Raw genomic sequence first — 18,094 nt, forward strand, 5'->3', positions numbered from 1 at the left:
CTGCTTTACTCCGTCCCCTGGGTTGGATGGGGCTTCGGTTGAATATACCGGTCGGCTACAGTCACGGCGTCCTCGTCGGCTCTGACATAGACCGGAAAACCGATTACATCGAGGATAGAAGTAGCAAGGCCGACTTTGAGTGTCGGTTCGTCGTCGGTGTCTGCGCGCTCCACCTCGAAGAGCGATGCTGCGCTATTCGCGTAGCGGCTTGCGGTGACACTGAGAGCTCCCGTCGTCGTCTTCCTACCGCCCCGTAAGTCGCTGACCGCCGGAGCGACCACTGACGCGAAGGCAACGCGGACCGCGCCAGACTCGTCGACTGGGAGTGACGGTGACACATGTCTGAGCGCTCGGAGAGCAACGCTGTGACGGATCTCCGCGGAGTGTGGATCTGCGCGGATCGCGTTCGCCTCGATGGCTGCCGACCCGATCTTGTCATCTCGATCTGCGGGCTCTCGGTAGTGGTCCTCGATCTCCCCGTGACGCAGTATGAACAGACCTGCCTTCTCAAGAATGTCGAGTGCCGTCGAAAGCTGACGGTGGAGCTGAACCCATAATCTCCCATTCTCAAGCTGGTTGATGCGTTCGGGGTTGTCCGCCAGCACTACAGCAGCGACTGCTCTCCGCTTCATCTTTGCAACGGTCCCGGGGTCGGTCGAGTCCTTCCAGTAGGAGTGAGACGTTGCCAAGGATTCGATGTCCGTCCAATTTGAAACTACGGCTGCCTCTAGCGCTTCGAGCGCCGTCTTGGCTGAATCGCGGATATCCGACGCGACTCCAGCTGCCGCGCGCCCAGATTCAACATCGTTGAAGGCATTGACAAGGTCGAGTCCGTCCGTGAATCCGTCGAGGTCCGCGAGCACAGCAGGCTCTTTCCCTATGAGATGGAGCAGCTTGATAATTGTCGGCATCGTTCCTTTTCCGACGGCTTGGACAAGGTGGCCACCGGAGGCGTGGAGGTTTACGTCGAGAGCACTGTCCAGCGCATCAACGACAACCTCGTCACTCGGCCCTTCCACAAGAAGCGGGCGAGCTGCGAATAGCGCTTCGCGATGGCTCGCTCCAAGGCTCTGGATAAACGTTCCAAGCTTCTGGTTCCGAAGCGTCTCATCTGCCGGAGCGACCTGAACCGGAAGTGTATCGACATCGCGGAAGAAGACGACATTGCAGAGGTCTGTTGGCTGGCGAAGCCGGGTCATGGCTGGCGCATGTGTTGCGCAGACAACTAATTTTTTTCCTGCCGTTGGGTCACCAGCCACTCGTTCCATCTCGCTGCGAACGAAAGATTGGTACTGGGGGTGGAGCGATATGCCCGGCTCGTCGATCAGAACTGCCGCCAGCTCATCATTGTAAAGTGCGGCAAGAATGGCAACGAGGTGGAGTAGTCCACTTGCCTCCTTAGCGGACGGATACACAACGTCGCCACGTAAGAACGTCACCTGAAGACGACCGTCTGGCCACTCTAAGTCGAATTCTCGACCGAACAGAGCACGCAGTCGCTCTGTCACCTTGAGCTGGAGGTCAAATCGCTCAGAAAGTCGGGTCATGACTCCACTGACCGATTCAATCATGTACCATTTATCTCTTCGGTCTTTTTGTATTGCAACTTGCAATTGGCGGTCAAAGTGAGGTTCGTCGCTGAATGTGCCCATAACCATGCGGGCCTCCTCGAAGGGCTGGAGACGTCCTGCTGCCAGCATGAGCACGTGGCCGTGGTCCCCGAGTTGCACCGCGAGCTGTCTCTTGAGCTGGCGCATCACCTGACTCTTGCCAGAGCCGTTTGGACCTAGCAACGTCAACATCCCACCATGAACAGTGAGATCAAAGCGTTGACCTTGAAACAAGTGGTCCAGAGGAGGTACTTGGACGGCGAGAGGCAGGATGCGATGGAGCAAGAGGAGGGGTGCCGAGGCTACTCGGGTGGCGGTGTGTGACGGGGAGGCACGGCGACACCTCAAACTAGAACCGCCTCTCTTCAGCCGGATAGGCTAAAGATGGGCGATATCGAGTGGAGATGTCAGGAGTCGACCACAGGGTCTGAGGGGCACTACAGTCCAGGCGTCTACGCGCGTATTCAGTGCTTTGAAGGTCTTTGCCCGGCTGGCATGCTCCGCTGACGGGATTCCAGAAGGGCGCAGGCTGATTGGGTCTTGCAAGCGATGGCGCCCCGCGTGGCCGCGCTGCTGGCGGACGAACTCGGCCACGACGAGGACTGGGAGCGCGAGCAGGTCACGGCCTACCGCGCCCTCGCCAGCGGTTACCTCCTGGCCGACGACGCCCTCCGCCCGGCGGACGCCGTCCAGCCGGCCCCATGGTCTCCTCTCCTGTAGACACGATTCGTCGTGCCGGCGAGGTGGACGGGACCGTTCCGCGTGTGGCGTCGGTCCCGCAGGAGTGACGCGATGCGAGCCGGGCCACGTTCTCGTCGAGCAAGCACGGGTCGATTCAGAACACCGACGACGCCCACACCGGGCTCGTCGGCATCCTGACGGGCCAGACCCTCGACCTCGGCGACTTCCTGGCGGCGGGCGAGGAGGCCCCGGCCGGCGGGATCGCGGTCGAGGCCGGCGACCTCCACCTCCACGACGAACCCGCCGAAGTCCGCGCCTTCGTCCGCGCCGACGACGGGTCGGACACGGCCACCGCCGGGCGCCAGGCGGTAAAGGCGGTGGGCGACGTCTCGTGGCCGGCCTACAAGGTCTACGGCGACCCGTTCGCGCGCCGGGCGGAGTGATCCCCGATCCGGTCGCTCGGCCTCCGTTCGGAGTTCGAGGGCGCCGGGCGCCCGCGCAGGAGGAAGCGCCCTTTCCCCACACGCCCCCCGGATCGCGTCACCGATCCGCTGGCTCGGCTGGCCGGTCGATGTCGATCCGTTCGACCTCGGCCCACGGCACGTACTCGGGGCCCTCCTGGCCGTCGGCGAAGACCAGCAGGCCGGCGTTGCCGTCGCCGAGGTCGCCGGCGCGTTCGAGCGCCAGCTCCTTGCCGTCTCGGAGCGTCACCCGGGCGGGCCCGTCGCCGGGGAGCACGACCGAGGCGATCCGGCCGAAGGGGACAGAGTAGTCCACGCCCCGTGACGGGGCGTCGAGCGTCTCCGTCGTCTCGCTCTCGTCGAGATCAACGACGAGCCGGCCGGTGAGGCGGCGCCCGTCGCGGGTCGTGACGCGGCCCGAGAGCGGTCGGCCCGGGGGGAAGTCGTCGTACGAGGGGCCGCTCGCGCTGGGGTCGAGGTCGACGCGCTCGACGGCGCCCCACGGCACCAGGACCCGGCCGTAGCGCGCGTCGTCGACCGCGATCCCACGGTGGCCGGGGCCGACGGTGGAGGTGCCGGAGAGGGCGACCTCGCGACCGTCGAGCCGCGTGACCCGGGAGCCGCCGCGCGGGTCGCGGGCGATGGAGCGGATGGCGTCGAACCGCAGGCGGCGCTCGCCGTCGGCAGTGCGGCCGACGATCTCGTCGCGGCCGAGGGCCCCGTCGCGGTCCCACTGGAGGAGGCCGGTAAAGTCGCCGTGGGACGTGTGGACGGTCCCGTGGAGTCGGCCCCCATCGCGGGGGCGGCTCTCGACGTCGTCGGGCGCGGGGAAGAGCTCGACGGTGCGGATCTGGCGCGGCCCGAGGTCGACGGCGCCGCGCCGTCCGTCCCACACGCGGACGCCGTCGTCGAAGTCGCTGGCCGACAGGCGGTCGAGGTCGAACACGGTCCCGCTCTTGAGAGTCACCCGCACGTCGGGATCGAACGCGACCCCGTCCGCCAAGACCCCTCGCACGCCGTCGCCGTGCGCCTCGATGCGCGCGATGTCGCCGAAGCGGGCCATGAACGGCCGGCCGAGGTCGACCTCGGGCCCGCCCCAGGGGACCTCGACCCCGAACACCCTGGCCGGGCGGCCCTCCTCGGCCCGTCGCCCGCGTGGCGTCAGGGCGGCCCAGGGGTTCTCGTCCTTGACGCCGTCGAAGGTGTGGCCCCACAACGCCTCCTCGTCGCCGCCCCATCGCAAGCGTCCCTCGTAGGTGTCGCCGCCGTAGGTGGTCACGCGGCCGTAGAGGAGGTCGGGGGCCGCGGCCTCCGCCGAGGAGGCGGTCGGCGGCGAGGCCGTCGCGGAGGGGCCCACGTTTTCGAGGGCTCGGGAGCCGACGACGTAAACGACGGCGATCAGCGCGACGGCCGCCGCTCCGACGATCTTGGGGTTCGACATGGGTGGGGTCTTGGTGGCCGAGGGCGACGGGGAGCGTGGTCAGGCTACTGCCCCCGCGCCCGGGTGCTCGCGGGCGGCCCGCCGAAACAGCGCGGCCGACCCGGCCCACAGCGCGACGAACCCCCCGTTCAGGGCCACGACCTCGATCAGTCCGCCCCCCGGGCCCAGCCCGGCGACGAGCGCGCCCACGGCGACGGCCGCCTGAGCGAGCGCCGTCGCGGCCATCGTCCAGGCCATCCCGCGCGCTCGGGCGCGAGCGACGAGGGCCCCGACGACGCCCACCGCGAGCACCCCGCCGTAGAGTGCGTTGGCGTCGTTGTCCTCGGACCCAATGAGGCCGACGGCGCCGTTGGTCCAGACCAGGAGGAACGCGGTCGCGAGCGCGACGCCGACGGCCCACCGGTACGCGGCGTTGCCCGTCGTCCTCACGGCAAGCTCCAGGGGGATCCCGACGCCGAGCAGGAGGGCCGCGGCGAACGCGAAGTCGGCCACGCTCCAGGCCACCTCGTCAGTGAGTTGCATCGCGATCAAGGGGACGAGGAGGACGAGAGCGGCGGCGGACCACGCCGCGGCCCTCCACGGGCTCACGTGTCCTCGGGCGCAGTCGGTCGGGGTCTCGGGGCGGCTGGCGGTCATGGGGTCGGGGCGGTGTGGAGTGGCGTAACCTGCGAACGGGCCGCGTGAGCGGCGTGAGCACCACCTGAGATGTCTGTGAGCATGGCTGAGGAGGACCTGACGTACCGGTTCGGCGACTTCCGCCTCGACGTCCCCAACCGCCAGCTCTGGCGGGGGGACGACCGGGTCGACCTCAACGCCCGCTACTTCGACGCCCTCGTCCTCCTGGTGCGAGAGCACGGGCAGCTCGTCGAGAAGGACCGGTTCTTTGCCGAGGTGTGGGGCGACGTCGTCGTCAGCGACAGCGCGCTCACGCAGTGTGTCAAAGAGATTCGCCAGCGGCTCGGCGACGACGCCTCGGACCCCCGCTACGTCGAGACGGTGCCCCGGTATGGCTACCGGTTTGTTGGGCCGGTCGAGCCCGTCTCCCTATCGGGCCACGGCGGGGCGGCGTGGCAGGCCGCGTCGCCAGCCGGGTCGGTCGCCCCGGCGACGGGCGGCCCCCCGCTTCGGGAGGCCGAGCGGTTCCCCCTGCGAACGGCCGCTCTCTGGGGGAGCGCCGGGGCGCTCGGCGGCGGCTTCGCCGGCGTGCTCGGGGGGCTCCTCTACGGGTCCGCGCTCGCCTACGCCCCGGACGCCCGGCTCGGCACCGCCTCCGTGCTCGTCGTCCTGCTCAGCCTCAACGTCTTGGTAGGCCTGCTGGGGGGCGCCGGCGTCAGCTTCGGGATGGCCGCGGTCGGGTGGGTCTCGCGCCGTCCGCTCCGGTGGAGCATCGCCGGCGGCGCCCTCGGCGGCTTGGTCGTCGGCGGCGGGGCCAAGCTGCTCGGGGTGGACGCATTCAACCTGCTCTTTGGGCGAGCGCCCGCCGGGATCACCGGGGGCCTGGAGGGCGCCGCACTCGGCGCCGCGCTCGCCCTGGGCGCCCGGCTCGGCGCCGGCTCGGACGCCGCCTCGCGCTGGCGCCCGGTGGCCGGCGCCGGCCTCGCGGGCGCCGTGGCCGGGGCGCTCATCCCCACCGTTGGCGGCCACCTGATGGGTGGGAGCCTGGACCTTCTCGCGCGGTCGTTCGCCGGCTCCCGGCTTCAACTCGACGCCCTCGGCCGTCTCTTCGGTGAGGTCCACTTCGGCCATACGACGCAGGTCGTGCTGGGGGGCGTCGAGGGGTTCCTGTTCGGGAGCTGCGTCGTGGGCGCCCTCGTCCTGGCGCGCCTCGCCCTGCCGGCGAGCGCTCGTCGCGAGCAGGGCTGACGGCGTTGCCGCCCTGGCCGGGGCTCCGGCCCGCCCGGCCTGCACGAGTTCCGAGACGGACTCCACGACCGGGAGAAGAGAAGGGAGAAGTCCCGAGAGAGCGTTGAGACCCAGGGGCTCGGGCTGCGGCGGGCGTCGGAGGCCGCCGGCCGCGTTCCCGCTCGCCTGCGACCCCCAAACCTCAACGCCCTCTGAGCCCTCAGAACGCAGAACGCCCACAACCGACCGGCGAGGGGCCGTCGGTTGTGGGCGTTACAAGGTGGAGATGCCGGGAGTCGAACCCGGGTCCGAGAGGCGCTACAGTCCAGGCGTCTACGCGCGTAGTCAGCGCATTTGAAGTCTTTGTCCGTCCGGCGTGGCCCGCTGACGGGCTTCCGGACGGACGCAGGCTGATTGGGTCTCGCTTCTTCGGCTCAGCCGGAGCCTCCGAAGCCAGCTCACTCTAGTCGGTGCCTCGCACAGCGATAGTGAGCGTCCGCCGTGCGAGACAGCTAGCGGCGCGTTTACGCGGCCAGCGAGTAGGAGTAGTCGTTCGCAGCTACAAGTGCGGTCCGATGGGTCTTGCGGGCGTATCGGACACCACCCGGCGCGCGGCCTGCCGCACACGTCTCTCGTCGAAACCGTGTCATCCCCAAAGAACAGTCGGGGCCGAGGCCACCGAGGGAGACACAACGTACGCACGGACGGCGCGGTGCCTAGTCCGTCGCGTCTTCATCCCGGTCGCGCGGCGTCCCGAGCGGGACCAAGCCGCGCGCGGCCAGCGCCTCCGACAGCGGGCCGAGGACCGACCGGCGGAGGTCCCCGTCGAGCGCGTACACCTTGGACCGGCCCCCGAACAGGAGCGACCGGCGCTCGGCGCGGACGTAGACCCGGACATAGCCGCCGTCGAGCGGGACCAGGTCGAGCGCCGCGTCGGTCCGCGAGAGCACGCCCGCGGCGACCCGGCGCGGGCCGGTCGAGACGATGGCCGGGTCCAGCGACGGCGCCAGCGTCCAGCCGGCCGCCTCGACGGCCTGGCGTAGCTCGGTGACCACGTCGGCCACGTCGGTCCGGACCTCGTAGTCGCGGTAAGGCGGGCTGAGCCGGGGGGCGCAGGCCGACAAGACCAGGACGAGGACGAGGGGGGAGACGCGAGCCATGACGCCCGGAGGGTACCACGTGGCCTCGCCCCAACGCGAGGGCAAAAAAAAGCCGGGCGGACACGCTCACCCGTACGTGTCCGCCCGACGGTGCGCGGGCCGAGGCCGCTGCGCACTGGTATCGCTCTTTCACGTCCCCCGCGTCATGCGCTAGACGGACGTGCTCGGTTTCTTGACAAGGCGTGTGCCACTCGCCGTGGCCGACCGAAAACAAGACTCCGGGTCCCCACGGCCTCACGGATCCGAGGCCGCCCGTCCAGGGCCGTGGACGGCCCTGTATCCGATCCGGTACGCTGGCCGCTGGCCCGGTGGGCCGGGCCGTTCCGGAAGGGGCCGAGCGGACCCGCTCCGTGAAGGGACCGCCAGATCTGGGCCCGCGCCGGCCGAGGCGCCGCCTCGGCCCTACCTTTGCCCTCTACTGCCCCGACGACAAGCCTCTCCCTCGACCCCGGTTTCCTATGCCCTGCGGAAAGAAGCGCAAGCGCCACAAGATCGCGACCCACAAGCGGAAAAAGCGGCTCCGCAAGAACCGCCACAAGAAGAAGGGCCGCTAGCGTAGCCCGGTGGGCTCGGGCTCGACCGTCCCTGCCGCTGCCACGACCGGTCCCTCCAGGTCCAGGCCGTCCTCAGGTTGGGGGCGGCCTGTTTCAGGTTGAATCGGCGGGGGCGTCTTGTCCGGTCCGTTATCTTGCGGCCCCACCGCCCCGGTCCCTCCGCCCCCTCATCCCATGAGCCAGCGTAGTCGAGCTGCCCGTGCCTCCCTCTTCGGTTTCCTCGTCGGTGGGGCGGCCGGCGTGACCGTTGGCCTCCTGCTGGCGCCCGACGAGGGCCGCCAGCTCCGCCGCCGGGCGGCGTACCTCCTGGACCGGTGGGCCGGCGACCTGGCGGCCGTCGTCGACCGGCTCGACCGCGACGGGGCGTCGAGCGACGCCCGCGCCCAGGCCGACGCGCTCGTCGCCGACGCCCGCCAGCAGGCCGAGGACCTCCTGTCCGAGGCCGACGCGCTCATCTCCCAGGCCCGCTTGGGCCGCTCCGGCGACGGCGCCTAGCCTCGCCCCCTGTACCGTCCGCGCGCCCGCGCGCTCCCCTCCGCCAGCACCCGTGCGCTTTACGATTCTCCTCCCCAGTGCGGAGGGCAAGGAGCCGGGGGGCAACCCCCTCGCCCCCGACATGTTCGACTACCGCTCGTCGAACACGTTCAACTACTTCTCCCAGCTCAACCCCGAGCGCCGCGCGCTCATCGACGCGCTCCAGGCCCAGGTCCGGGACGGCAGCGACGACGACCTCGCGGCGCTGTTCGGCGTCAAGGGCGACACGCTCCAGGAGGCCGTCGACGTCAACCTCGACCTCTACCGGAGCCCGCTGATGGCGGCCGTCGACCGCTACGGGCCGGGCGTGATGTACGCCGCGATGGACTTCGCCGGGCTCCCGACGGGCTCGCAGCGGCGGCTCCTGGAGAACGGCGTCATCTTCTCCGGGCTGTTCGGGCTCTTGCGGCCGGACGACCTCATCCCGAACTACCGGCTCAGGATGGACGCCAAGGTCGAGGGCATCGGCAAGGTCGCGAGCTACTGGCGCGAGCCGCTCTCGGAGGCGCTCAACGCGCTCGTGGCCGGCCACGCCGTCTGGAATCTGCTCCCGGCCTCGCACGAGGCGGCGTGGGACGACGCCGAGGTGTACGGCCGGATGATCCGGGTCAAGTTCTTCCGCCAAGACGAGGCCGGCGAGCGGACGGCCGTCTCGCACGGGGTCAAGGAGCTCCGCGGGTCGCTCGTCGCCCACATCGTCAACGAGACCGCGGACTCGGTCGAGACGCTCGACGGCTGGGAGGCGCCCGACGGCTACGAGGTGGACCCCGAGGCGTCCGAGGTCGACGAGGCCGGGGGCGGGACCGTCGTGATGGTGTCGAGCCCGGGCTGGGAGGACCGTCGCAAGGCCCGCCGGAAGGCCCGCGCCGAGGCCGAGGCCGAGGCCGCCGCCGCCAAGCGCGCCCGCGAAGAGGACGACGATGACTAGGGGAACGAGGAACGGAGAAGGCGAAACGAGGGAGGAGAGACCAGAGGGCCCACAGCTGGCACCGTCCGTCGGGACGACTCTGCCGCTGGCGCGACTCCGGCGGCGCGTCACGTTTCAGGCTTCCTCGTTCCGCCTTCCTCACTCCTCGTTCTAGCCCGTGTCCGTCGTCATCGGCATCGCTGGCGGGTCTGGCTCGGGGAAGACGACGGTCCAGCGCCGCGTGATGGACCGGTTCGGGCCCCGGCGGATCGCGCTCCTGGACCACGACGCCTACTACCGGCCGCTCGACCACCTGCCGCCCGAGCAGCGGGCCCGGTACAACTTCGACCACCCCGACGCGCTCGAGACCGACCTCATGGTCGACCACCTCGACCAGCTCTTGGCGGGCCGAGCGGTCGAGAAGCCGACGTACTCGTTCGAGACGCACAGCCGGCTCGACGCGACCGAGATCGTCGAGCCGCGCCCGGTGATCCTGATCGACGGGATCCTGGTCTTGGCCGAGCCCGCGCTCCGGGTGCGGATGGACGTCAAGCTGTTCGTCGACGCCGCGCCCGACGTCCGCCTGATGCGGCGGATGGAGCGGGACCTCCACGAGCGCGGCCGGTCCGTCGAGTCGGTCCTCGACCAGTACCGGCGGACGGTCCGCCCGATGCACTTGGAGTTCGTCGAGCCCTCGAAGCGCCACGCCGACGTGATCATCCCGCGCGGGGGCCGCAACGAGGTCGCCATCGACATGGTCCTGGCCCGCGTCCAATCGCTGCTGGACCTCGACGCGCGCGGGTGACGGGCTGACCGGGCCTACGGCCGCGAGCCCCGGGCCAGCCGGCGGACGCCGTCGAGGACCAGGAACGGCTCGACCCGGTCGATCTCGGGCAGGCGCTCGGCGAGCCACGAGCCCCACCCGCCCGTGGCCACGACGAGCGCGCCGCCGCCGAGAGCGTCCTGCGTCCGGCGGACCAGCCCGGCGACCCCGCCGAGCACGAGCGCGCCCAGTCCCGCCTGGATCGCCCCGACGGTCGACGTGCCGATGGGCGCCAGCACGTCCGGCCACGGGACGTCGGGGAGCTGGCGGGTGTCCCGGGCGAGCGCGCGCCGCAGGAGGTCGGGCCCGGGTAGGATGGCACCGCCGAGGTACGCGGGCTCGGCCGAGACGACCTCGGTCGTGATGGCGGTCCCGGCGTCGAGCGCGATCACGGGCCGCCCCTCGGCGAGGGCCCAGGCGCCGACGGCCGCCGCCAGCCGGTCGGCGCCCAACGTGGCCGGCGTCTCGTACGCCAGGCGGAACGGGAGCGCGAGCGCCGTCGACACGACGAGCGCCGGGGCCTCCGTCACGGCTTCGACGGCCTCGGCCAGCACCGGCGTCAGCGCGGGAACGACGGAGGCGAGCCCGCCGGCTTCCGCCCCGCGAGCGACGTCCGCCAGCCGCTCGGCCCAGACCGCGGCCGGCGCGTCGTCCGCCGGGAACCGGACGAGGCCGCTCCACGCCTCGTCCCACACGGCGGCTTTGACGGACGAGTTGCCAGCGTCGAGAGCGAGGAAGGACACGGGGGGCTGGGGACTGGGGACTGGGAAGATGCCCGTCGCCAGCAGAGGCCGCCACCTCCGTCTCTGCCATTTCCCATTTCCCCGTTCCCATTTCCCGCGAGCGCCAGCGAGCCTCCGCGAGCGCCGGCGAGCTACAGCCGCTCGATGCGGACGGCGTCGATCCGGTTCGGGCTCGCCTTGACGATGGTGAACCGGTGGCCGGCGTGCTCGAACCCCTCGCGCTCCTCGGGCACGCTGCCGAGGTGGGCCAGCACGAACCCGGCGACCGTGTCGTAGTCGCCGTCGTCGAGCGCGACCCCGGTCTCGGCCGCCAGCGCCTCCAGCTCGACGCGGCCGTGGACCATCACCGTCCGGTCGTCGACGCGGCGGATGGGGGCGGCGGCCGGGTCGTGCTCGTCGCGGATGTCGCCGAACAGCTCCTCCAAGAGGTCCTCCAGCGTCACGATGCCGGCCGTCCCGCCGTACTCGTCGACGGCGACGGCGAGCGTGGCCCCGCCCTGGAGGAAGTCGAACAGCAGGTCGCGCGCCGGCTTCGACTCGGGAACCACGCGGGCCGGGCGCAGGATCGACGCGAGCGAGTCCGGCGCGTGGAACAGGTCATGCGCGAGCACCACCCCGACGATCCGGTCGACGTTCTCGCGGTAGACGGGCAACCGGCTGAACCCGGTCTCGATAAACGTCTGGCGGACCTCCTCGATAGTGGCCCCCTCCTCGACCGCCTTGATCTCGGTCCGTGGGATCATCGAGTCCTTGACCCGGAGCGACCGGAGCTCGAACACGTTCGACAGGATCTCCGACTCCTCCTCGTCGAGGTCGAGCGTGCCCGTCTCGCGGCTCTCGCGGATGACGAGCTCGAAGTCGCGGCGCAGGAACTGCTGGACCGTGTCCGACTCGCCGTCGGCCAGGCGGACGAACAGGCCGCTGACCCAGCCGGCGGCCTTGATCAGCACCCAGAACAGCCGGTACGTCAGCTTGAGCGGGCCCGCGAGCACGAACAAGGCGCGGACGGGCGGCTGGCGCAGGAGCGACTTCGGCAAGACCTCCCCGAACACGAGGACCACGAGCGCCGCGATCACGGTCTGGGCGACGAGCACCCAGGCCGTCGGGTCCGCGATCCCGAGCGTGCCGGTGAAGAGCGCCGCCAGCGGGGGCTCTAATGCCAGGCTCATCAGCGTCGAGTAGACCACGAGCGCGATGTTGTTGCCCACGAGCGTCGTCGTGAGCAGCGTCCCGGGGTCGGCCATGAAGTCCTGGACGATCGTGCCCACCCAGCCGGCCTGGCGCGCGCGCGCCTCGGTCTTGAGCCGGTTCGCCGTCACGAACGCGATCTCCGAGCCGGAGAAGAACGCGCTCAGCGCCAGCATGAGCAGGATGAGAAGGACGGCGGTCAAGGGACCAGGAATCGGGGAGGCGGAATCGGGAGTCAGCAGGAGAGTCGGTCGGGAAGAAGGGTGAGTGTCCTACGACCCCGATTCCTGACCCCTGGTCCCTGGTTCCTCACCGCGCTAGCGGCCCGTGAACGCGGGCGTCTCGCGGTTGAGGAACGCCATGACGCCCTCGGCGAAGTCCTCGGTCGCGGCGCACTGGGCGAAGAGGGCGGCCTCCTGCTGCAAGCCTTGCGGGAGCGGGAGGTCGGCCGTGCGGATGGCCTGCAACGTCATCGCGACGGCGACGGGCGCCTTCGACGCAATCGTGAGCACGAGCTGGCGGGCCGTCTCGATCAGGTCGGACGCCGGCACGACGCGGTTGACGAGCCCGACCTCGTAGGCGCGCTGGGCCGAGATCCGCTCGCCCGTCAGCAGCATCTCGGTCGCGATCCCGCGCCCGACGAGCCGGGGCAGCCGCTGCGTCCCGCCGAACCCGGCGATCAAGCCGAGCTGGACCTCGGGCTGCCCGAACTGGGCCGTCTCGGCGGCGACGCGGAGGTGGCACGCCATCGCGAGCTCGCACCCGCCCCCGAGCGCGAACCCGTTGACGGCGGCGACGACCGGCTTGGGCGTGCTCTCAATGCTCGAGAACACGGCCTGCCCGCGCGCCGCGAAGCGGTGGGCGTCGAGCGGCTCCATCCCGGCGAACTCCGAGATGTCGGCCCCGGCCGCGAACGCCTTCTCGCCCCCGCCCGTGATGACCACGCCGCGGACGTCGTCCTGGCGCGCGAGCCGCATGGCTTTGCCGAGCTCGGCGACGAGCCGCTGGCTCAGCGCGTTGAGCGCGTCGGGCCGGTCGAGCGTGATGGTGAGGACGCCGTCGGCGTCGGTCTCGGCGCGGATCGTTTGGAAGTCAGGCATCGGGGTGGGTGCGGAACCAGTCGACGGTCTCGGCGACGCTCTGGTCGAGCGGCGTCGCCTCGACGTCGAACGTCGCGGCAAAGTCGGAAGCGTCGATGACGTACGGCCGGTCGAGCTGGTACGTCATCTCCTCCATCTCGCGGAGCGGGGGGATGAACAGGCCGAACACCCGCCGGGCGACCGGCCCGAGCTGGCGGACCTTGAGCGGCGTGCCGATCTCACGAGCGATGCGCGCCAGGACGGCCCGGCGCGTCTCGGCCGGCGCGTTCGGGACGTGCCACGCGCGGCCGTAATGGGCGCCGTCGGCCTCGCCGAGCGTGGCGAGCGCGCGGCCGAAGTCGCGGACGTACGTCATCGAGTGCGGGTGGTCGAGCCCGCCGATCATGGTGGCCGTCTTGCCCGCGAGCAGCGGCGGGATCGCCCGGCTGCCCAGGTGCGACTGGTCCGTCGCGTAGGGGCCGAAAAAGTCCGAGCCCCGGACCACGACGACCGGCAAACGGCCCCGGCGGTGCGCCTCCAGCATGGCGTCGCCGACCGCCTTGCGCGCGCGCCCCTTGCGCGTCGTCGGTGCCTCGGGGCCGGACTCCCGAATCGGCTGCGGCCCCTCGTCGACGGCGTAGAGGTTGTCGCCGACGACGAGCCGGGCCCCGGCGGCCTCGGCCGCGTCCAGGATCCCGCCGAACAGGCGCGGCAACTCGGTCTCGAACCCCTCGGCCGTGTACGGCGCGTTCGTACAGTTGTAAACGACGGCGGCGCCCTCGACGGCCGCCCGCGCCTGCGCCGGATCGGTCGCGTCGGCCGCGCGCAGGTCGACGCCCGGGGGCACGTCGGCGGCCTGCCCGCTCCGGCTGACCCAGCGGACGCGGCGCCCGCGCTCGACCAGCGCCTCGACCGTCGAGCGGCCGAGCGGACCCGTCCCGAACACGACGTGGAGGTCGGGCATCGGTCAGCCGCCCTCGCGCGTGCGGCGGCGCGGGGCGGGCTCGGCGTCCAGGTCGAGGTCGCCCAGGTCGTCGAGGTCGTCCATCAGGCCGGCGTCGATCCGGTCCTCGGCCCGGCCCATCTCGCCGGCCGGCGACGCCTCGAACGCCTCCAGGTCGAGCTCGGTGAGCGAGCCCATGCCCAGCGTCTCGTCCAGGACCTCCATCGAGTGCTGCGTCTCCTCGACCTCGCTCATCAGCGTGTCGAGCTGGAACGAGACCTCCTCGGGGTTCTGCATCGTCAGCGACTGCTCGTAGACGTAGCGCGTGACGTCCTCGATGGTCTCGAGCTGGGCCTCGATGATGGCCAGGTTCTCGCCGGCCTTCTTGAACCGGTCGAGCCGCTTTTCCAGGATCGCCAGCCGCCGCTGCTTGATCGCGCGGACGCGCGGCGGGTCGCCCTGCATCTCGTTCTGCAAGCCCGTGATCGCGTCGACGATGTCGTTCTCGCCGGTCCGCCGGGCGAACTGGACGTAGCGCTCCTTGAGCTGGAGCAGGTTGAGGTGGGCGTCCAGGAGCCCGTCGAGCTTTTTGAGGTGGGCGTCGAGCAGGCCCTGCGACGAGTACGGGAGCTTGGCGTAGTTGTCCTTGATCGCCTTCTCCATGTTGCGGAACCGGACGTACCGCTTCTGGTCGTCCTTCGCCAGCGTCCGGAACACCTCGCGGTCGCGCGGCGCCTTCCGCCGCTCGTCGACCTTGCGGGCGCGGACGGCCCGCTTGTAGCGCTCGTTGCGGGGCAGCGTGCCGAGGTACAAGAGCTCCGCCGCCGCGGCGAACACCAGGAGCACGTTCGCCGTGACGCCGCCCGTGAGCAGGGCGATGACGAGCGCGAGGATCAAGAAGCCCAGGTTGACCGGGCTCATGAACGCCTCCTTCGTGAAGTTGATCGACTCGTCGGGCATCGCGGGTGATGGGTGAAGAGTGACGGGTGATGGGTCGGGCGGCGGCCTCCACGCATCACGGATCACACATCAGGAGGGGCGTCGGCCGATGGACTTGTCGCCGCGGGCGACGGGCGGCGGGTCGTCGGCGGGCGGCGTCCGGCCGATGGTCTTGGCGCTGGCCGGCGCGCTGGGCTCGCTCGACGCCTGGGCAGCGTCGACGGCCGAGGGGTCGTCGGTGGCCCCCATCTGCACCTTCATCTGGCGGACCAGGTTTTCGGCCTCGGCCTTCGCCAGCGTCTCGCGGTCGACCTCGTCGGCGTTGCCGGTGACGGGGGCGTGGCCTTCGAGCGCGAGGTCGAGGCGGGCTTCGGCGTGGGCGGCGTCGCGCATGAGCCGGTCCGTCATCTCGTCCGTCTCGGCTTCGAGGGCGGGGTTGCGCATCGCGTTCAGCGCGTTCGCCGTCGAGGCCGTGCGCTGGGCGTCGCGGTGGGTCTGCTTGAGCTGGCGGAGCTTTTGGAGGTGGGCCTTCTCCTCGGCCTTGAGCCGTTCGAACTCGTTCTTGTCCATGGAAAGGGGGGGCGGGATGCGGGATACGACGCCGCGACGGCCGCCCCCGATCCCTCGTTACTCGGTGCGGGTCCGGTCGCGGTCGGCGGGGAGGTCGTCGAGCGGGGCCGGCTCCTCGGGGATCTGGAGCTGGGGCGCCGGCGTGGCCTCCTGGACCGGCGGCTCGGCCATGCCCATCTCCAACTTGAACTGCTTGACGAGCTCGGCCGCTTGGATCTCCTGGGCGTCCTCCTCGATCTGCATGGCCTCCGTGTCGATCGAGTCGAGGGCCATCTCCATCCGCGCCTCGTTCTTGGCCGACTGCTCGTTGACCCGCCGGATCATCTCGTCGTGCGTCTGGTCGACGCCGGCGACCTCGAACTGCTCCAGTGTGTCGGCGATCTTGGCCTGCCACTTGGCCCGCTCGTGCGCGCGGAGCGCCTCCTTGGCCTCGCCGATCTTCTTCTCGCGCTCGCGCATGAACGCCTTCTTGACCTGGAGCGCCTTGTCGTAGGCCTGCTCGGCGAACTCGAGCTGCTCGCCGGTCCGGGCCTGGGCCTCCTTGACGCCCTGGAGCTGGACGGCGTAGCGCTGGGCGATGTCGTCGCGGCCCGCGTTGATGGCGGCCTTGACCTTGCTCGTGATCGACTGCTGCTCGGCGGTGTACCGGCGGTGCTCCTTCTGGAGCAGCATCACGTTGGCCTTCACCGTCGCGATGTTCTCGTTCATCTTCGGGACCTGATCGTTGAGCTCGCGCATGTTCTGCTCGAGGATCAGGCGGGGGTCTTCCATCGCGGAGATGGCGCCGCCGAACAGGGACTTGAGGAGTCGGGAGAATCGCTTCCACATGGGGGCAAACGGGTCGGGTGGGGAGGCGCCGGAAAGTACGAGGGCGCGGGGACGGCGGGTCGTACGGCCGAGCGCGCGAATGGTTGTCGGGGGGCTCGCTGCGCTCGCGGGAACGAGGAACTGGGAAAGCGGGACGGGCAGAGGGGAAGGCGCCATCGACGTCTGCCCGTTCCCCGTGCCTCATTCCCCGCTCTCTTGACCCTCCCACCGCTCGCCGTCGAACCGGTCGATCACGAGCGGGCGCCTCGACGGCGCCGCGTGACCAATCGTGAACGCGGCGCGGACGGCGTCGGGGTCGGCGCGGTCGGGGTCGCTGGCGTAGATCTGGGCCAGCACGTCGCCCGTGCGGACCGGCTCGCCGAGTGTCTTGTGCAAGACGAAGCCCGCCTTCGGGTCCACGTCGTCTTCTTTGCGAGCGCGGCCGGCGCCCAGGTCGACGGCGGCGTAGCCGAGCGCGAGGGGGTCGAGGTCGGTGACGAACCCGGCCGCGTCGGCGGTGACCGTGGCGACGGGCTCGCCCATCAGCGCGTCCGGGTCGTCGAGCGCAGCGACGTCGCCGCCCTGTGCTTGGACGATCTCCTGGAGCACGCCGAACGCCCACCCGTCGCGCAACGCCGCCGCCGCCAACCGGCGCCCAGCCCCCGCGTCCTCGGCCGCCTCTCCCAGCCACAGCATCTCGCCCGCCAGCGCCAGCGTGACCTCGACCACGTCGGCGCACGGCCCGCCGGCCGGCGTCTGCTCCTTCAAGATCCGGACGGCCTCGGCCGTCTCGGGCCCGTTGCCGATGGCCCGGCCGAGCGGCGTGTCCATGTGGGTCAGGAGCGCGACCGTCGGCGTCCCGAACCCGATGCCGACACGGACGAGCGTCTCGGCGAGCTGGCGGGCGCGGGCCTCGTCTTTCATGAACGCGCCCCGGCCCACCTTCACGTCCAAGACCAGCGCGTCGATGCCCTCGGCCAGCTTCTTCGACAGGATCGAGGCGGCGATAAGGGGGATCGACTCGACGGTCCCCGTCACGTCGCGGAGCGCGTAGAGCGCCTTGTCGGCCGGCGCGATCTCGCCGGTCTGCCCGATCAACACGGCGCCGACGTCGGCCAGCACCTCGCGGTAGCGCGGGATGTCGAGGCCGACGTCGAAGCCGGGGATGGCTTCGAGCTTGTCGAGCGTGCCGCCGGTGTGGCCCAGCCCGCGCCCCGAGATCATCGGGACGGGCACGCCGCAGGCGGCCACGAGGGGCGCCAGCACCAGCGACACCTTGTCGCCGACGCCGCCCGTCGAGTGCTTGTCCACCTTGACTCCGTCGATGTCGGACAGGTCGAGGACCACGCCGCTGTGCAGCATGGCCCGGGTCAGGGCGACCGTCTCGTCGTCGCTCAGCCCGCGCAAGAACGCGGCCATCAGGAACGCCGCCATCTGGTAGTCGGGCACGTCGCCAGCCGTGTACGCGGCGACGAGCGCCTCGATCTCGTCGGGGGCGAGCGCGCCGCCGTCGCGCTTGCGCGTGATGAGGCGGACGACGTTGAGGTCAGGCACGGGGCGCGGGGTGGGGGCAAAGCCAACGCGCGGCCGGCCGTCCCGTTCACGCTGGCGGAGGGCCGCTGCCAGCGCGGCGAGCATCAGCACGGTTGTTTTTCCGTCCCGACGAGCGACGGCCGCTCGCGTCAGCGGCAGGGCAGCCCCAAGAGAGAGGCGGGCCACCGGAGCAGCCCGCCTCGCAGACGGTCGGTGGCGAGGGCCTTAGTCGTCCTCGGTGTCGCGCGCCGGGTTCTCGGGCGACGACGCCGGCGGCTT

Annotated in this window: 17 protein-coding genes and 1 other RNA gene; 5 read left to right on the forward strand and 13 right to left on the reverse strand. The window is 70.8% G+C overall.

Features of this window, described 5'->3' with window-relative positions; translation table 11 throughout:
* Positions 1 to 5 precede the first annotated feature (5 nt).
* A complete protein-coding gene (locus tag ACOOHE_RS03665; RefSeq protein ID WP_420456446.1) occupies positions 6 to 1,757 on the reverse strand; it encodes an ATP-dependent nuclease in 1,752 nt (583 codons plus the stop codon).
* Positions 1,758 to 2,159: 402 nt separating this feature from the next.
* On the opposite strand from ACOOHE_RS03665, the gene ACOOHE_RS03670 reads away from it, so the two are divergent.
* Positions 2,160 to 2,330 carry a hypothetical protein gene (locus tag ACOOHE_RS03670; protein ID WP_420456447.1) on the forward strand — a complete coding sequence of 57 codons (171 nt, stop codon included), beginning with the start codon at positions 2,160 to 2,162 and terminating at the stop codon, positions 2,328 to 2,330.
* A gap of 501 nt (positions 2,331 to 2,831) precedes the next feature.
* Here the strand turns inward: ACOOHE_RS03670 and ACOOHE_RS03675 are convergent.
* Together ACOOHE_RS03675 and ACOOHE_RS03680 are read right to left on the reverse strand one after the other, a co-directional pair.
* Positions 2,832 to 4,193 carry a hypothetical protein gene (locus tag ACOOHE_RS03675; RefSeq protein ID WP_420456448.1) on the reverse strand — a complete coding sequence of 454 codons (1,362 nt, stop codon included), beginning with the start codon at positions 4,191 to 4,193 and terminating at the stop codon, positions 2,832 to 2,834.
* 39 nt (positions 4,194 to 4,232) lie between these two features.
* Positions 4,233 to 4,715, reverse strand: coding sequence for a hypothetical protein (locus ACOOHE_RS03680; RefSeq protein ID WP_420456449.1), 483 nt, complete (start codon positions 4,713 to 4,715; stop codon positions 4,233 to 4,235).
* Positions 4,716 to 4,910: 195 nt separating this feature from the next.
* Here ACOOHE_RS03680 and ACOOHE_RS03685 point away from each other — a divergent pair, with 195 nt between their 5' ends.
* Entirely contained in the window at positions 4,911 to 6,056 is a 1,146-nt protein-coding gene (locus tag ACOOHE_RS03685) for a winged helix-turn-helix domain-containing protein (protein ID WP_420456450.1), read from the forward strand.
* A 257-nt stretch (positions 6,057 to 6,313) separates the two neighbouring features.
* Here the strand turns inward: ACOOHE_RS03685 and ssrA are convergent.
* Together ssrA and ACOOHE_RS03695 are read right to left on the reverse strand one after the other, a co-directional pair.
* Positions 6,314 to 6,689: a transfer-messenger RNA gene (gene ssrA, locus ACOOHE_RS03690) on the reverse strand.
* A 62-nt stretch (positions 6,690 to 6,751) separates the two neighbouring features.
* Positions 6,752 to 7,195 (reverse strand): hypothetical protein, encoded by a 444-nt coding sequence (locus ACOOHE_RS03695; RefSeq protein ID WP_420456451.1) that lies wholly within the window; start codon positions 7,193 to 7,195, stop codon positions 6,752 to 6,754.
* Between the two features lie 728 nt (positions 7,196 to 7,923).
* On the opposite strand from ACOOHE_RS03695, the gene ACOOHE_RS03700 reads away from it, so the two are divergent.
* From ACOOHE_RS03700 to udk, 3 genes are all read left to right on the forward strand, one after another.
* Positions 7,924 to 8,244 carry a YtxH domain-containing protein gene (locus ACOOHE_RS03700; RefSeq protein WP_420456452.1) on the forward strand — a complete coding sequence of 107 codons (321 nt, stop codon included), beginning with the start codon at positions 7,924 to 7,926 and terminating at the stop codon, positions 8,242 to 8,244.
* Between the two features lie 52 nt (positions 8,245 to 8,296).
* Positions 8,297 to 9,211: a YaaA family protein gene (locus tag ACOOHE_RS03705; RefSeq protein ID WP_420456453.1), complete on the forward strand. Its 915-nt coding sequence runs from the start codon at positions 8,297 to 8,299 to the stop codon at positions 9,209 to 9,211.
* A gap of 157 nt (positions 9,212 to 9,368) precedes the next feature.
* Positions 9,369 to 9,995, forward strand: a complete 627-nt coding sequence (udk, locus tag ACOOHE_RS03710) for a uridine kinase (RefSeq protein WP_420456454.1) — start codon at positions 9,369 to 9,371, stop codon at positions 9,993 to 9,995.
* 14 nt (positions 9,996 to 10,009) lie between these two features.
* Here the strand turns inward: udk and ACOOHE_RS03715 are convergent, their stop codons facing one another.
* From ACOOHE_RS03715 to ACOOHE_RS03750, 8 genes are all read right to left on the reverse strand, one after another.
* Positions 10,010 to 10,756, reverse strand: a complete 747-nt coding sequence (locus ACOOHE_RS03715) for a type III pantothenate kinase (protein ID WP_420456455.1) — start codon at positions 10,754 to 10,756, stop codon at positions 10,010 to 10,012.
* A gap of 131 nt (positions 10,757 to 10,887) precedes the next feature.
* The gene (locus tag ACOOHE_RS03720) at positions 10,888 to 12,147 is read right to left on the reverse strand and encodes a hemolysin family protein (protein ID WP_420456456.1); all 1,260 of its coding nucleotides are present in this window, start codon (positions 12,145 to 12,147) and stop codon (positions 10,888 to 10,890) included.
* Between the two features lie 114 nt (positions 12,148 to 12,261).
* On the reverse strand, positions 12,262 to 13,044 hold the full coding sequence (locus ACOOHE_RS03725; protein ID WP_420456457.1) for an enoyl-CoA hydratase/isomerase family protein: 783 nt from the start codon (positions 13,042 to 13,044) through the stop codon (positions 12,262 to 12,264).
* On the reverse strand, positions 13,037 to 13,987 hold the full coding sequence (locus tag ACOOHE_RS03730; RefSeq protein ID WP_420456458.1) for an NAD-dependent epimerase/dehydratase family protein: 951 nt from the start codon (positions 13,985 to 13,987) through the stop codon (positions 13,037 to 13,039). Before ACOOHE_RS03730 ends, ACOOHE_RS03725 begins: the two co-directional genes overlap by 8 nt.
* 3 nt (positions 13,988 to 13,990) lie before the next feature.
* Entirely contained in the window at positions 13,991 to 14,926 is a 936-nt protein-coding gene (locus ACOOHE_RS03735) for a hypothetical protein (protein ID WP_420456459.1), read from the reverse strand.
* Between the two features lie 69 nt (positions 14,927 to 14,995).
* Complete coding sequence (locus ACOOHE_RS03740) at positions 14,996 to 15,475, reverse strand: hypothetical protein (protein WP_420456460.1); 480 nt, start codon at positions 15,473 to 15,475, stop codon at positions 14,996 to 14,998.
* Between the two features lie 57 nt (positions 15,476 to 15,532).
* Complete coding sequence (locus ACOOHE_RS03745) at positions 15,533 to 16,303, reverse strand: PspA/IM30 family protein (RefSeq protein ID WP_420456461.1); 771 nt, start codon at positions 16,301 to 16,303, stop codon at positions 15,533 to 15,535.
* A gap of 180 nt (positions 16,304 to 16,483) precedes the next feature.
* Complete coding sequence (locus ACOOHE_RS03750; RefSeq protein WP_420456462.1) at positions 16,484 to 17,836, reverse strand: thymidine phosphorylase; 1,353 nt, start codon at positions 17,834 to 17,836, stop codon at positions 16,484 to 16,486.
* Between the last annotated feature and the right edge of the window lie 258 nt (positions 17,837 to 18,094).

This window comes from Rubrivirga sp. (genome assembly GCF_965213695.1).
Taxonomy (GTDB): Bacteria; Bacteroidota; Rhodothermia; order Rhodothermales; family Rubricoccaceae; genus Rubrivirga.